The 14624-nt window shown below is 42.4% G+C and carries 16 protein-coding genes; 8 read left to right on the top strand and 8 right to left on the bottom strand.

Translation table 11 applies throughout. From position 1 onward, the window contains the following. The coding region (locus tag OEX01_07935; GenBank protein ID MDH5448910.1) for a pectinesterase family protein at positions 1-1724 on the bottom strand (1724 nt) is incomplete at its 3' end. A 318-nt stretch (positions 1725-2042) separates the two neighbouring features. Between OEX01_07935 and OEX01_07940 the strand changes: the two genes are divergently transcribed. Next, the gene (locus OEX01_07940) at positions 2043-3521 is read left to right on the top strand and encodes a B12-binding domain-containing radical SAM protein (protein MDH5448911.1); all 1479 of its coding nucleotides are present in this window, start codon (positions 2043-2045) and stop codon (positions 3519-3521) included. Here OEX01_07940 and OEX01_07945 read toward each other — a convergent pair. From OEX01_07945 to OEX01_07955, 3 genes are all read right to left on the bottom strand, one after another. Beyond that, positions 3518-3679: a 50S ribosomal protein L40e gene (locus OEX01_07945; GenBank protein ID MDH5448912.1), complete on the bottom strand. Its 162-nt coding sequence runs from the start codon at positions 3677-3679 to the stop codon at positions 3518-3520. The genes OEX01_07940 and OEX01_07945 overlap by 4 nt on opposite strands. A 299-nt stretch (positions 3680-3978) precedes the next feature. Further along, positions 3979-4461: a GNAT family N-acetyltransferase gene (locus tag OEX01_07950; GenBank protein ID MDH5448913.1), complete on the bottom strand. Its 483-nt coding sequence runs from the start codon at positions 4459-4461 to the stop codon at positions 3979-3981. A gap of 188 nt (positions 4462-4649) precedes the next feature. Next, positions 4650-4871, bottom strand: a complete 222-nt coding sequence (locus OEX01_07955) for a hypothetical protein (protein MDH5448914.1) — start codon at positions 4869-4871, stop codon at positions 4650-4652. A 245-nt stretch (positions 4872-5116) separates the two neighbouring features. Here OEX01_07955 and OEX01_07960 point away from each other — a divergent pair, with 245 nt between their 5' ends. Both OEX01_07960 and OEX01_07965 read left to right on the top strand, forming a co-directional pair. Further along, a complete protein-coding gene (locus OEX01_07960; protein MDH5448915.1) occupies positions 5117-6076 on the top strand; it encodes a hypothetical protein in 960 nt (319 codons plus the stop codon). A 147-nt stretch (positions 6077-6223) separates the two neighbouring features. Continuing rightward, positions 6224-7060: a class I SAM-dependent methyltransferase gene (locus OEX01_07965; protein MDH5448916.1), complete on the top strand. Its 837-nt coding sequence runs from the start codon at positions 6224-6226 to the stop codon at positions 7058-7060. Between the two features lie 124 nt (positions 7061-7184). Here the strand turns inward: OEX01_07965 and OEX01_07970 are convergent, their stop codons facing one another. From OEX01_07970 to OEX01_07985, 4 genes are all read right to left on the bottom strand, one after another. Continuing rightward, positions 7185-7649, bottom strand: coding sequence for a PAS domain-containing protein (locus tag OEX01_07970; GenBank protein ID MDH5448917.1), 465 nt, complete (start codon positions 7647-7649; stop codon positions 7185-7187). Positions 7650-7738: 89 nt separating this feature from the next. Then, complete coding sequence (gene sucD / locus OEX01_07975) at positions 7739-8608, bottom strand: succinate--CoA ligase subunit alpha (GenBank protein ID MDH5448918.1); 870 nt, start codon at positions 8606-8608, stop codon at positions 7739-7741. 7 nt (positions 8609-8615) lie between these two features. Then, positions 8616-9761 carry an ADP-forming succinate--CoA ligase subunit beta gene (sucC, locus tag OEX01_07980; GenBank protein MDH5448919.1) on the bottom strand — a complete coding sequence of 382 codons (1146 nt, stop codon included), beginning with the start codon at positions 9759-9761 and terminating at the stop codon, positions 8616-8618. A gap of 25 nt (positions 9762-9786) precedes the next feature. Beyond that, the gene (locus OEX01_07985) at positions 9787-10254 is read right to left on the bottom strand and encodes an Lrp/AsnC family transcriptional regulator (protein ID MDH5448920.1); all 468 of its coding nucleotides are present in this window, start codon (positions 10252-10254) and stop codon (positions 9787-9789) included. 241 nt (positions 10255-10495) lie between these two features. Here OEX01_07985 and OEX01_07990 point away from each other — a divergent pair, with 241 nt between their 5' ends. From OEX01_07990 to OEX01_08010, 5 genes are all read left to right on the top strand, one after another. Further along, positions 10496-11005: a hypothetical protein gene (locus OEX01_07990; GenBank protein MDH5448921.1), complete on the top strand. Its 510-nt coding sequence runs from the start codon at positions 10496-10498 to the stop codon at positions 11003-11005. 17 nt (positions 11006-11022) lie between these two features. Beyond that, on the top strand, positions 11023-12342 hold the full coding sequence (gene aspS, locus OEX01_07995; protein ID MDH5448922.1) for an aspartate--tRNA(Asn) ligase: 1320 nt from the start codon (positions 11023-11025) through the stop codon (positions 12340-12342). Between the two features lie 97 nt (positions 12343-12439). Next, on the top strand, positions 12440-12883 hold the full coding sequence (locus tag OEX01_08000; protein ID MDH5448923.1) for a hypothetical protein: 444 nt from the start codon (positions 12440-12442) through the stop codon (positions 12881-12883). Positions 12884-13035: 152 nt separating this feature from the next. Continuing rightward, complete coding sequence (locus OEX01_08005) at positions 13036-13782, top strand: polysaccharide deacetylase family protein (protein MDH5448924.1); 747 nt, start codon at positions 13036-13038, stop codon at positions 13780-13782. A 353-nt stretch (positions 13783-14135) separates the two neighbouring features. Beyond that, complete coding sequence (locus OEX01_08010) at positions 14136-14600, top strand: hypothetical protein (protein MDH5448925.1); 465 nt, start codon at positions 14136-14138, stop codon at positions 14598-14600. Positions 14601-14624: the final 24 nt, after the last annotated feature.

Consider the following 14624-nt stretch of genomic DNA (forward strand, 5'->3'; position numbering starts at 1 on the left):
CCTGTACATCTGACTACGTCGTATATGTCTATGATGCCATATGGTTCAGCAATATCAGAGTGAGGATTCCAATTATCATCTCCTTCTCGAGAGCCATAAACTGCTGTTATTCTAACAACATCATAAATGTCAACCTTCAGATCATGGTTAACGTCTCCAGGACTCCAGTATAAATTAATCAGAGGATAATAATCAACACCTTCACAAGGCAATTCAGTGTCCCCTATGCCGTCAGTACCTAGATCAGTACCATTATAGTTACTCCAGTAATTACCTTCGCAACCATTGTCCCAAGTGTTATTGAACGAGTCTACGAAGTAAACCTGATTTGTGTTGTTGATGAAGTTGTTATGGAAAATATAGCTATTTGAAGAAGAAACGACGAAGATACCATAGCCACTTTGTATTATATTGTTTTCGTAAATGATGTTTCCATGTGAATCACTTAAATGCAAACCTGTTGAACTTGAAATTATGATGTTGTCTCTAATAATATTGGAGCCACCCACATCATGAATTTCGATACCCCAAGTATTGTTAGCCAGCATATTTGAGGAAATTGTATTGGACCAAGCGGGCCATCCAGCCACTTGGATACCGAAACCATTCTCCAATATGACATTGCTAGTTATAGTGTTATTTTGACCGTTAGCAATCATCACTCCAAAGGTGCTGTGAACAAGAATGTTGTTAACAACGGTGGCGTTGCTGTAGTCCCATATGCAAACTGCTTCCCAGCGCCCATTTTGTACGGTAAAACCACTTATCAGAACATTATTCGCTGATACTCGTATAGAACTGTTGATCCCGCCACCATCAATAATGGTCTCAGTTTTGTCTTCTCCAATAAGTGAAACAGTCTTGTTTACAATCACGTTTTCAAAATATGTCCCTCTCTTTACATACACGGTGTCTCCTTCGTTCGCGTTGTTTATGGCTTCTTGTATTGTAGGATACTCGTCTGGAACTATTATTTCTGCGTCAACTATCTTGAAATATGTGATTAATCCCCATCCTTGCAAATCCTTTATGATGTAAGTTCTTGGATCTACATAATTTTCTCTTAATACATCATATTGACTCCAAGTAAGGCTTTCGTTCTCTCCTGGAGCTAACCACCATATCAAGAATGAATAGACTATGGGATAGACTGGTTCCTCGTCTGGGTAGGTGAATATTTGCCATGCTGGGTGTCCTCCAATTTCCACTGTCTGGTTGCCAATGTTTGTAAGCGTAATTGTGATGTTTTCTCCGAGCTTGTAGATATATTTGTCAGTTTCCAACAGTAATTCAGGCTTTGGCTTATCTACCATGAAGGAAATTTTCCCTGCTAGGTAATGTAATCCCTCTAAATAGTGGACGTAGGTTACGTACACTTCAAATTCGTACGCGCCCTCTGGCAATTGCCCTAAATTGTAGGTATTTCTGTCATCGTGAACAACCATTAAAACATATTCGTCTGGCGCTGGCACATAAATAGACACATCAATGGAGAAAGTGTTGTCAACTTGAATCAATGAACCAAACTCCTCTACGGCAGGAGGCATAGTTGAAAAGGGAAAACTTACTGTTACATTGATATTGTCAATAGTAAATGGGCTTTCCGGAGACAATATAACCTCAGGAAAGTGCATTCCCGCTTTAACCGGTCGAATGCAAACTGCCAATGTTAACATGCTAATCAAAAGCAACGCCAGCAACGATGCTGAAACTATTTCCTTCACGTTTTCTCCCAAATGCAATATGTCTTAGAAACTATTATCTTTTTTGGAATGCCACTCAGAAGAGACTTAGACCTGAAGAAAGCAACTCTCCCCGATCTCTCCTCAGAAAATTATATTGAAAGAAGCCTCTCAAGAAGCCCAATAATTGTAAATTAGGCGTCGTTCATATTTGGCATCTATAAAGCGCCTATTTGGAGTCAAATAAAATCTAGAGAGGTCTAGGTGTTACACACACAAAACGCTCTCTCCCAGAAGAACCCTTAACAAAAATTTCTTATGCCAAACCCAAACAGTTAATCAGTTGGAAACGCGGAAAAAATGAAGTTCGCCTTCATAAGCCCAGGAGCAAACGAAGAGCTATCTCTAACCGAAAAAAGCAAAGTAGTAGGCTCTTGGCCACCTCTAGGCATACTCTACATTGCCACTATACTAAAAAACGAAGGAGTAGAAATCGCACTTCTAGACCAAGCGGCAGAAGCTTACTCCCTAGAACAGACAGCAAGATGGGTGGAAAAACAAAACCCGGACATACTAGGCTTCTCGGCTCTAGCAAGCTCAGGCAAAACCGCCGCAAGAATCGCACAAGAAGTAAAAGAAAACGACCCTAGCATCGTAACTGTTTTCGGAAACTACTACGCCACCTTCAATGACAAAAGAATACTTACCACCTACCCTCAAGTGGACATAATAGTCCGCGGAGAAGGCGAAGAAACAACCAAAGAACTCGTAAAAACAATAGAGAAAAAACGCAGCTTAAAAAAAGTGAAAGGAATAACATTCAGACAAAAAAACAAAATCATAGCTACTCCAGACAGACCTCTAATCAAAAACATCGACGCGTTGCCAATTCCTGACCGCAAACTATTAAACGTGGAATACCACTCGACCCTCGTAGGTGCAATTGGCGCTCCAAAAAAATTCACTACACTACTCTCCTCTCGAGGTTGCCCCTACCGCTGCAGATTCTGCGGCTGCCAAAAAATCGTTCATGGCACATGGCGTCCTAGGTCGGTTGAAAAAACCTTTGAAGAACTCCAACAGCTAGCAAGCGAAGGATATCGACAGTTTCTCTTCGTGGACGACAGTTTCACCATAAACCAGAAAAGAATAATCAAACTCTGCCAAAAAATCGTAAAGGAAAGGCTTGATGTTGAGTGGATTTGCGAAGGAAGAGTAGACTATGCATCTTACGGGTTGATGCGGTCGATGGTTAAGGCGGGCTGCAAAATAGTGTATTTCGGCATAGAGAGCGCAAACCAGAGAATCCTAGACTACTATCGAAAACAAATAACTCCTCAACAATCCAGAACTGCTGTAAAGACAGCGAGAAAGGCAGCGATGGATATTATTGTCGGCTCTTTCATCGTTGGTGCTCCAACAGAAACAAGACAAGAGATAGAGAACACTCTCAGATTTGCGCAAGAAGTCCCCCTAGACGTTCCCCAATATAACATTCTAGGTGTGTTTCCGGGCATGGCTATTTGGGATGAATTCGAAGAGAAAGGCTATTTAACCAAAGAACAGGAAGAGCAATACTGGGAAATGGGCGTCGCCGTTGCTAATGTTTATCCAGACACTGTGCCTTATGAGGAAATAAAAGACCTAATCCGCCACTACTACCGACAATTCCTACTACAACGCCCAAACTTTCTTTTGGCGCAGCTTGCGCGGACAATGAAGAGTTCCTTCAGGTTTGACATTATAAAGGCAAATCTGAATCGAATCGGTAGCATCACAAAGGGATGGAAAGACTTTGTTGCTTTTGAAGGTGAAGGGGAGAATACAATAGAAGCTTAGCGGATTAGTTCCCGCTTTTTCCAGCGCAAATTTTTGCTTCTACATTTTCTACATTTGACAGCCGAAGGTGCGTTCCGCGCGCCGCACTGTCGACAAATCTTCATATAAAGCCTATGGCGTTGGGCAATAGTTTTCTTCTGCAGATCAGTTACAGGCAAGAGTGGTAACTCCTGTTGGTTTACGTTTCAAACACGACAGCCACAAATATACTTTACTGTTTTCTTTTCAACATTACCGTTTACTTTCGTTTCCTAAACAACTTACAGTTGTCGATATCGCAGACATACTCAAAGCCAGCCTCTATGAGTCTCTTTGCTTCTTCTATTGTTTTGGCGGTAGCTGAATGAAAATCATTGCCACACTTGCGACGAAATCCATCACTCCAATAAACCTCGAAAACACTTGCATATAAAAAATGGGAAGATGCGGGAGAAATCTCCACTGCACTGCAGATGAATCACCTTTCGCTGATTGTTCCTCCATTTGATAGATAGAACGAAATGGCTCTTTGAGTAGCTGTTTCACCCTCTGGGTTCCAAGGTGTTACCCAAGCCTCTTTCATTCCATTATTTTTCAGCCATTTCAAAGCTGTCATGAGTAGTGTGGTCCCAATACGTTGTCTACGGTATTTGGGTAGAACATGCACCCCCCCATCTAACCGCCCCGATTTCGACTCTCTGTCCAGCAAGGGACAGGCGGTTCCGACGGGTTTACCTTTCAGATATGCGATGAAAGGCTGTTCTAGTTTTGCTTCCACTTTTGGTCCTACCCATTTAACAGTTGTCTCTGGATTCTTGATGAACCCTCCCCAAGTGATCACTAGTATCTTTCCGACCTCAGCCAACTGGCTCTTCTCTACAGGCTTCACGACTGTTTCCTCATTCATTCTTAGGTCAGGAAGTGGCTTCGTTAAATTCCAGACGACCTTGACCCTTACCAAGTCTTATTCACTCCAAGCACAAAGCCTACAGTTTGAACTCTCTTTTCATTCTAATCCATTATGCAGACTTGCCAAATTACTTTTTGTGGGAGTCCTTGATGAAAAAAGGGATTTTGCGGGAATAATCGAGTGATATCTCTATTCTAGTGTAGAAATATACTTTACTGTAGGCTTTTCGACTTTTCCGTTTACTTTCGCTTCTTAAAGAGCTTAAAGTTCTCTATTTCACACACATATTCAAAACCAGCTTCTAAAAGTTGCTTGGCTTTGTCTGTTGTTTTGACAGTGGCTGAGAAATATTCATCTCTTTCAAAGGTTGTGAGCCGAGTATAGATCAGAGTGTTGCTTATGCTTCTGTGTTCCAGCATTTCTTTGACATGCAGAATATCCTTCGTTTTATGGTACTCCAAAGAATTGAACTACGGGATCTTTCACATTAAACTATTCAACTGTCCAAAATGCGAAAAACGTTTAATGCATATTATCGAGAAAGTAAACTGAGCCACGCAATTCCTAAATAATTTTATGCAGTGTGCGCATGTTGAGGAGAGACTGCGAAGAAAGCCAATGTTGCTTCCTCTTTTGAAGAGTAACAGGTTGACTATGTACGCGCCGCATAAAGTATATCTAAAGCGCATATGAAAATCCTAATGTTATGCTAGAAGACACGTTAGTTCAATTGCTGATTCTGAGTGCCTCAGTAGTCGGCTTAGCGTCGGCTAGCCACTTTGCCATAAAATCAATCGAAAAACTTGTCGAAATAACTGGATTGAGCGATGCATCGGCAGGTTTCATAATCCTTGCAGTGCTGACCTCAACCCCTGAGATAGTCGTCGCTCTTTTCTCAGTTATTCAAGGAAATCCAGCCATCAGCATCGGTGACATCATAGGCTCCAACGTGTTCAATATGGGAGCAGTTCTCGGCATCTTGGGTATAATTGGATACCTCAAAACCTGTTGCACTGACCTACTCGTGGAACTAACGGACATGCTTTTCATAACAGCCCTCATACCACTGCTTCTTGTCATAAATCAATACCACATTTTGGACATTCCAAGTCCCATTATCGGCATCATCCTCCTTGTCACCTTTCTGATAAACACGTATCTTATGGCGCGAAAAAGAACGCCACCTGTTAAGTTGGATGACAGCATAGCGATAAGCAAAGGAAAAAAGGGCGTTGTAATCGCAGCACTCTTACTGAGTTTCACGATCGTGGTAGTAGCTGCCCGCCTGACAGTTTACTCTGCCTCAAACATAGCTGTTGCCTTAGGAGTTCCGCCCATCCTGATAGGCGCGAAGATAGTCGCAATAGGCACCTCACTGCCAGAACTTACAATCGACCTTGCAGCAGTCAAACGTGGTCGCGTACAACTAGCATTAGGAGGCATCATTGGTTCTAACCTTACCAACCTGACCCTTGTGCTGGGACTAGTTCTCCTGACCTCTCCTTTCAAAGTAGACATGACTATCTTCATCGAAATGCTCCCATTCCTGTTAATAACAACCATCATATTCTGGCGCTTCATTATGAGAGGTGGAGTCTCAAAAACTGGAGGAGCAGTTCTAATACTGACTTATATTCTATTCCAAGCGCTCGTCATAAAGGTATAAACTACTGTCTAGATCGCTTTTCACACGCATAACGAGTGTGCAGTTCCTCAGAAAAAATGAGGCGTTTGCGGGGAGAATCGGCACTTGTTGCGATAGGTTTACAACTGGATTGTCCAAATATCTGATATATAGACGTGAGTGCCAATTTTGAAGTTCGATAGAGATAAGGTTGAGAATTTGGTCAAGGAGTGGTTCACTGAAACAGCTCAAGGTGAATGGCAGCGTTTGCAAAAAGATCCATATCGCAAGATTGAGTTCATGGTGACCATGCATTTCCTTGAAAAATATCTACCTGAAAAAGGCTTGTTATTAGATGCAGGTGGTGGACCTGGAAGATACACGATCGAGTTAGCAAGAAGAGGTTACGAAGTCGTTTTGTTGGATCTTGTGCCAGAAATGTTGAAACTCGCAAAGAGAAGAGTCAAGAAAGCAAGTGTCCTTAGGAATGTGAAGAACTTTGTTCAAGGCTCAATTGAAGATCTGTCAATTTTCTCTGAGATCATGTTTGATGCTGTGCTGTGTTTAGGGGCTCCCTTATGTCATTTGTTGAACATCGAGCAAAGAGAGAAAGCTGTTGCAGAGCTTTTGCGTGTTGCGAAAAGAGGAGCACCGTTATTTGTTTCTGTAATTAGTCGGGTGGGGCTCCTCAAGAGCATACTGGTCGAGTTTCCTCAAGAGATGGAGTATGCAAGGCACCATTGGGAAGTGGGTGATTACATGCCAGGCTTACATGGCGAAGGATTTACAGCAGCACATTGGTTCAAACCTAAAGAATTGCAAGCGCTTTTTGAAACATTTGGTGCTGAAACCGTAGAGTTGGCGGGACTGGAAGGTCTTTCTTCACATCATAGGAAAGAAACCAACAGGCTGTACAAAGACAAACAAAAGTGGACGATGTGGACAGAGATTCTGCTGAAAACCTGTACGGACCCTTCAGTGGTAGGAAGCTCTGAGCACTTTTTGGTTGTATTCAGAAAGCCTTAAGAAAGAAAAAGGGAGTTGCAGGAGATATCTCCACTTCAAACTGAAAATCTACTTTCTCTTTCACACACAGACTATACCGGTAACTTTGATCTCTAAATTATATGCGCTAATAGAATGAAGCATGTTATATGTGCTGCACTTCGTTCAGCAGCCTTCTTTCACCTTTAATCTTTTGAATATCCGTAATGTCCTGAGTTACCTCGATACACCCTATGTATTCGCCTTCTTGGTTCCGCACTGGAAAATATTGTATGTAAACCTTTCTTTGATTCATGTCTATCCAGAAGCCTGCTGATTTTCTTCTTCCCTTTTTTAGGTCGTCTAGTACTTGGTTGACTATGTGTACGCTTTTTGGTGGGTGACACTGCTGAACCTTGCGACCAATCACTGCTTTCGTCCTAGGGAAAACTCGTCCTTCAGCTTTATTGAAGTAACGAACAGTGTCTTCTGTGTCTACAAAACTTATGTCCACAGGTAGAGCGTTAAGAATTGCCTCTATCTCTTCCCGTGTTAAGCTTCCAGTTTCGAAATCTACATCCCCTTCCAGTGTCGAAGGGTAGAAACTTTTCGGTTTTTCTTTATCTACCATTTCACCCACTTCTCTTTAATGGCGACTCAAACAAAGCATATTTGCTGCCTCTTCCTTCTAAAAATACTTTGCTGTTAAATCTTTCCCTTTCAAATATTTCCAGATAAAAGTTTCGCAATGTCACTCGGTTTCTCGGCAACCTTCACCCCAGCAGTTTTAAAAGCTTCAACCTTGCTCTCCGCAGTCCCCGCTTTACCCATAACAATAGCGCCCGCATGTCCCATACGCTTCCCTGGAGGAGCCGTGCGTCCAGCAACAAACACCACTACAGGTTTCGGATACCTCGTGGTGGCAATGTATTCTGCTGCTTGCTCTTCAGCATTACCACCGATTTCACCTATTAAAACAACAGTCTCTGTTTGACAGTCTCTCTCAAACATCTTCAGCGCATCAACAAAGCTCAATCCCACAATCGGATCTCCTCCCAACCCAAAACAAGTGGACTGTCCCAACCCACACTTTGTAAGCTCAGCCGCAATTTCATAGGTTAGAGTTCCGCTTCGAGAAGCAACACCTACAACGCCTTGCTTGAAAACGTGGGCAGGCATTATTCCTAGTTTACACTCACCCGGGGTGATAATTCCAGGCGTGTTGGGACCGATAACAGTTACACCTTGCTGTTTTGCGTACGCCATTATTTGAATTGAGTCCCTTATGGGAATGTGTTCTGTGATTATTACGATGGTTTTTATGTTGGCATCCATGGCTTCTAGTGCCGCTTCTGCTGCGAAGGGTGCGGGAACAAAAATTATCGATGCGTTTGCGGCGTGTTCTTGAATTGCAGATTTAACCGTGTCATGAACTGGAACGCCGTGAACTTCCATTCCACTTTTGCCCGGGGTTACTCCCGCAACAATCTTAGTTTTATAGTCCAGCATCAATCGTGTGTGAAAACTGCCTTGAGTGCCAGTTATGCCCTGCACCACAGCTCTAGTGTCCTTCCCAACGATAATTCCCATCTTGCTGTCATCCTCCCTTGGACATTTCCACCGCTTTTCTCGCAGCTTCTTCCATACTATCCAACACGTGAATGCTAGCCTCTGTAAGTATACGACGGCCTTCTTCCTCGTTTGTGCCCACTAAACGTATTACAATGGGCTTCGTAAAGCCAACTTTCTTCTTTGCATCCAAAATTCCTCTTGCAACGTCGTCGCAGCGAGTGATGCCACCTAGAATGTTAATGAAGACTACAGACGCTTGGGAGTCTGCCAATAGGATGTTAAGAGCCGCTACAATTTGTTCTTCAGAGGCGCCTCCACCAACATCAAGGAAGTTTGCAGGTTTGCCTCCGTAAAGCTGAACGGCGTCTAGAGTAGCCATCACCAATCCTGCGCCGTTGCCCATGATGCCGATGTTACCATCTAGTTGCACGTATGCCAAGCCCACTTTTCGAGCCCTTATTTCTTTAGACGTTAGTTCAGTTTTGTCTTCTAAAAATAATCGTGCTTTATATTGTGGATGGCGGTAAAGGGCGTTGTCGTCGATTATAAGTCGAGCATCTGCTGCAACAAACCTTTCATCAACGGTTTCCACTATAGGGTTCATTTCAATCAGTTCAGCGTCATGCTCCATGGCAGCCTTGTAAAGCTTTTCAAAGATGGTTGCAAGCTTGAGCATTAACTTCCCCGAGTACCCAATCTTGCTTGCCATCTGTCTTGCATGATAACTCCGAAAACCTAAAATTGGATCGACGAATTTTTTGATAATCTTTTCAGGCGTCCTAGCTGCAACCTCTTCTATATCCACTCCTCCAGCAGTAGATGCAATGGCTACGTAGCAGCGGCGGGAGCGATCGGTTGTTATACCGAAGTAAAGCTCCCTTTTTATTCTGATTTTTTCTTCTATCCAGATACTGCCAACTTTAAGCCCTCTTATTTCCATGCCCAAGATTTTCTCGGCAACACCTTCAATCTCTTCCAATGTGTTGGCAAACTGGATTCCACCTGCTTTGCCTCTTCCTGCAACAACCACTTGAGCCTTTACAGCGTAAGGAGCATGAAACTTAGAAGCGACTTCCTTTGCTTGGGTTGGAGAAGTAGCGAGTGCCCCATTGGGAATAGGGATGCCATATTTTTTTAGAATTGTTTTTGCTTCATACTCGAAGAGTTTCATAAAGGAACACTTTTCTTGAGAGAAGTTATTTTAACGTTTGGATAGCGATATAAGTTCTTGTGTCTAGAACCCCTTCAACATTTGCCAATCTTTTGAGGGTTTCGTCTAGTTTTTCTTGTTCAATCACCAGAATTGCGTCCATGTCGCCTGCTACACGAAAGACGCGTTGAATTGGAAATTGAAAGATTTCCTCATAAGCCTCCTTCCGTTTCAAGGGTGAGATTTTAAGAAAGACAAAAGCTGGATTTGCTGAGATTCCTAGAAGATTTAAACCTTTTTCGGTAACATCTATGAAACCTCTGCCCGTACGAATGTAGTCTTGGTTTCGGAGCTTGCGTAAATGCACGTTCAAGGCTTGACGGCTTATTCCAAGTTGTGCTGCCAGATCGTTTTGCTTAATTCGTAACGTGTAGATTGTAGTGAAGTTGCCTCTTTCATAGAGCATGCGAAGTAGTTGCACGGGACGCCCGCTAAGTATGACTTCTTTGGTCAAAGAGCTTTCACACCTTGATTTTAGACAAGATAGAACTTTACGTTAGTAACGATTATTTAAACTTATTACATCACAAAAATTAGGCTTTCAATAATTAAAGCTGCTTCTTGAATACCGTAATGTATTTATTTGCTCCACTCTACCTTAAAAAGCCACAGAACATTACATGTCAAAGAGTGAGGCTGTAGAATAGCATATAAAGCTTATTGCCTGCTCCTTTGCTTCGGAGGACCCTGAAAAAGTGAAAACACAGCTATGCAATTTCTGCTTGAAAAGCGGAATATTATGTTCAAATTGTCAGTCAAAGGTCAAGTCAGGGCAGATTAGCGATACATATCTTGAAATCGCTCGCTTACTCCTATCTCTGGAAAAAAAATATCCTCCTTTGCAGAACGTTTATTTTCATGAAGCCGTCGAAGCAGACGGTGTTCTTGCGTTAATTGTTGGGCGAGGTGATGTTTCTCGTCTTTTGGGTTATGGTGGCAAGATTATCAGGGCGATAGGTGAAAAAACTGGCAAAAGAATTCGCATCTTAGAACATGGTGGAGATGACAGGAAATTTCTTGAAGACCTCTTTGCCCCTTTACCTGTCGTGACTATAAACACGATTTGGCTTCCAGACGGAACCACTGAAACCCGAGTCATTCTGAGAAAAAGAGGGCGAAGACCGCCGCCGATAAATGTTAAAGCAATGAAACAGATTACTAAGAAAGTTCGAAACATTGTTCTTAGAATAGAATTTTCACGTTAAGGAGAGACGGACATCATATGAAACTTGACTCACTGGATGGCTGGCGAAAAACGCTGTACACCGCAGATGTAAAACCTGAACTGGATAGGAAGGAAATTATCGTTTTAGGCTGGGTTCAAGAAATTCGAGATTTAGGTGCCATAAAATTCATAATTCTTCAAGACCAACGAGGAACAGTTCAGATAACTGTTCCAAAGAAGAAAGCAAGAAAGGAAGTTTTGGAGAAAGCAAACTCTCTGCAAACACAATACTGCATCGGCGTAAAAGGCATCGTGAAAAAGACAGAGATGACGCAGCGTGGCTTTGAGATAATCCCAAATGAAATAAAAATCTTGGGAGTGGCGCAGCATCCGTTACCTCTCGACGTGACCGGCAAAACTCCCGCAGCTGTAGACACGCGATTGAACGCTCGAGTCTTAGACCTTTGTCAAGAGGAAAATCGGGCAATATGGAGCATCCAGCACACAACGTTAACTGCCCTTCGCAGTTTTCTTTCAGAAAAAAGCTTCATAGAGGTTTACACGCCGAGAATCATTGCAACTGCAACTGAGGGTGGAGCCGCTCTTTTCTCTGTAGACTATTTTGACCAAGAAGCCTATTTGGCTCAGAGTCCACAGCTATATAAAGAAGAGTTAACTCTGTGTTTTGAGAAAGTCTTTGAAATTGGATCCTTTTTTAGGGCTGAAGAGTCCCACACGCGGAGACATTTGAGCGAGTTTATCTCAATAGATATAGAGCAAGCTTTCGTTACTGCAGACGACGTCATGACACTGCTGGAACAAGTTATGTGCCACGTCTGTGAAACCGTGAAGGAAGACTGCCAAAAAGAGCTAAAAATTTTAAAACACAAAGTAGACATCCCGAAGTTGCCCTCAAGGCGTTTTACCTACACGCAAATTTTAGACGAACTGAAGAAGGAAGGAATAGAAGTTCCATGGGGCGAAGATATTCCTACACCCGCCTACCGAACCTTAGGCAAGCTTCATCCCTACTTCTACTTCATAACCGAGTGGCCTATGAAATCCAAGCCCTTCTACATCAAACCGAAAGACAATGACCCTGAGGTTAGTGAAGGATTCGACTACATGTGGAAATGGATGGAGCTGGCTTCTGGAGGAACACGTGTTCACTCAAAAAATCTCTTAACGAAGCGGCTGAAAGAACAGGGATTAGCCCCGGAATCCTTTAAACATCATTTACAAGTTTTTGATTATGGACTGCCTCCACATGCCGGGTGGGCAGCTGGCTTAGAAAGGGTGCTGATGATGTTGACGGGTAAACGGAATATTCGGGAAGTTGTTTTGTTTCCAAGAGACCGCAGCAGACTCACTCCATGAGAAAAGATAAGTTACCTATCTTCTCTAGAAGATAACTCAACAAACATATAAGAAAGAGCAAAACGACAATTTCTTGAAGAAAGGAGAAGCGATAAAAATGCAAAAGAAAATATTTGCCATAGTAACTATCGCCTTGTTGGCGCTTGGAACGTTAGGCGCAGTTTACTTCTTTAGACCTACTCAAGGCGTCTCTTTGCTGGACATGGAGATTACGTGTGGAGGAACAGTAGACAAGAAGCCGGATGAATCTTTCATCGTCAAGATAACTTTCAAGAACAAAGGCACAGCTGAAGGCACGTGGAAAATCGCGGTGACCTTTGAGGGTGACGATTGGACGTGGAAAGGCGAGGAGAAACTGCTTATTTTGAAGCCATGTAATCAGAGGACTTTAACATGGGAAGGGAACGTGCCAGAAGAGGCGGCGGTGGACAGTGTTGCGCGATTAATCGTATATTATGACAATGACTTTGTGGCGTTGAACTGGTGGATTCAAGTGATACATGGCGCGGAACTCTGTATAGTTGACAGCAAAGTAAGCTAAAATTTACCCAACCAACAGGGATAAGGGCAACCATTTATAGGTTTCCAATAAGACAGGTAAAAATCGTATCCCCTACATGAATGCAATATTCTATATGCGCGCATACAAGGAGACATAAAACAATATTAACAGGGTCAAACTCAACTACGATTATGGTAAGAAAAATTGCTTACCTTACTATCGACGATTGTCCATCAAACGATATGAAGAGGAAAGTCGATTTTCTTCTTAAAAAAGGAATCCCCGCTATTTGGTTCTGTAGAGGTGAATTATTAGAGAAGAGACAAGAGGTTGTCGTCTACGCGACAAAAAAAGGTTTCGTGATGGGAAATCACTCATATGATCATCCTCATTTTTCAAAAATTTCGTTAAAAGAATGTTTTAGACAGATTGAGATAACCGATGAATTGATCGAAGCGGTATATAAAGAAGCAGGGATAGAAAGACCAGCTAAGGTATTCAGGTTTCCTTGGGGTGATAAGGGTGGTGGATCTGATATTAAGAAAGGGGGCTTCTTCCCTAGAAGGGAAAACCTCGAGCACATCAAAGCCATCCAAGATTTCTTGAAAAAGTTAGGCTACAAGCAACCAAAATTCAAGGACATTAACTACGATTGGTTTAATGAAGCACATCTTCTGAATGATGTCGATGTTTACCTCACTTATGTTACGATGGACTGGGTAGTTCTGGAGAAAGAGCCAAGATACGGAATCAAAGGGTTGAAAGATGTCCTTGAAAGGATGGATGAAGATGTTCCTGAAGGAGGAAGGGGTTTAAATTTTACAGGTTCTAATGAGATCATTCTTCTTCACGATTTATTTGAAACAGCACACATGTTTGTGCCAATAATAGAGAAACTTCTTGATAAGGGTCTGGAATTTGAACTTCCAAGATTCTAATCTGTTGTTTCGATGCGCGCGTTCCGATAACCTACCTTCCTAGGTGTTTCTCTATTATCCACAGTTTTAGGTAGTGTTTTACTCCAGTCCAATCTCAATTACTTTAGTCAGCGAGAATTTTCGGATGCGGAATCTTTTTGTTCTTGGCGCTTGCGCGGATCGTAACAGACTCAAACTTCCGTATTGCTGTAAAAGACCTATCTACTATTACCCACTGTCTATGTTAGTAACTTTGATTCTAAAATATAACATACTTTCTACTGTAGTCTGCTAGATTGAAGTTTCTTCCACAAGTCATAAAAACTGAATGAGAAGACACACATACGTATATTCATTTCAAAGGAGGTGATAGGTTGAAGTTTAGTGATGTTGTTACGGCTGCGGTTTCTTTGAGTGTGATTTACATATTGCTTGAGTTTGTGTTTTTGGCGGTATTTGTTCAAGTGAGCACTGTTTGGGGGGTTGACGTTGCCCTTATTCTTTCGATTTTGGTGGCTTCGTTGATTGTTGGTTACCTGTTTGCAGCAAAAATTCAGGAGGAGTCGAGGAAAGGAGCAATCAGCAGGATTGTTGTTTTTTTTGCGCTTGTGTTGGCGTTTTACACAATGACTTCTTACACAAATCCCTACACCAGCGCTGGGATTACTGAAGGTCTAGAGAGCATGTTCTCTACTGATGGGTGGACAACTTTGGACTGGGCTTCATATTCGGCATTCCTGATGGAAATGATTGTAGCGGAGTATGTTGTCTTTGCTTTGGTGCTTGGTTTCATCGGGCTGTATGTGGGTTCAATACTTAGGAAGCCCAAGAAAACCTAAGAATAACCGTCATATGAAAAAGCC

It is taken from the genome of Candidatus Bathyarchaeota archaeon (genome assembly GCA_029882535.1).
Taxonomy (GTDB): domain Archaea; phylum Thermoproteota; class Bathyarchaeia; order Bathyarchaeales; family SOJC01; genus JAOUKM01.

Bases quoted from the DNA above. Each gene is read 5' to 3' on its own strand.
- OEX01_07940 (MDH5448911.1), top strand. From the start codon at position 2,043: ATGAAGTTCGCCTTCATAAGCCCAGGAGCAAACGAAGAGCTATCTCTA.
- OEX01_07960 (MDH5448915.1), top strand. From the start codon at position 5,117: ATGCTAGAAGACACGTTAGTTCAATTGCTGATTCTGAGTGCCTCAGTA.
- OEX01_07970 (MDH5448917.1), bottom strand. From the start codon at position 7,649: ATGGTAGATAAAGAAAAACCGAAAAGTTTCTACCCTTCGACACTGGAA.
- sucD (MDH5448918.1), bottom strand. From the start codon at position 8,608: ATGGGAATTATCGTTGGGAAGGACACTAGAGCTGTGGTGCAGGGCATA.
- sucC (MDH5448919.1), bottom strand. From the start codon at position 9,761: ATGAAACTCTTCGAGTATGAAGCAAAAACAATTCTAAAAAAATATGGC.
- aspS (MDH5448922.1), top strand. From the start codon at position 11,023: ATGAAACTTGACTCACTGGATGGCTGGCGAAAAACGCTGTACACCGCA.
- OEX01_08000 (MDH5448923.1), top strand. From the start codon at position 12,440: ATGCAAAAGAAAATATTTGCCATAGTAACTATCGCCTTGTTGGCGCTT.
- OEX01_08005 (MDH5448924.1), top strand. From the start codon at position 13,036: ATGGTAAGAAAAATTGCTTACCTTACTATCGACGATTGTCCATCAAAC.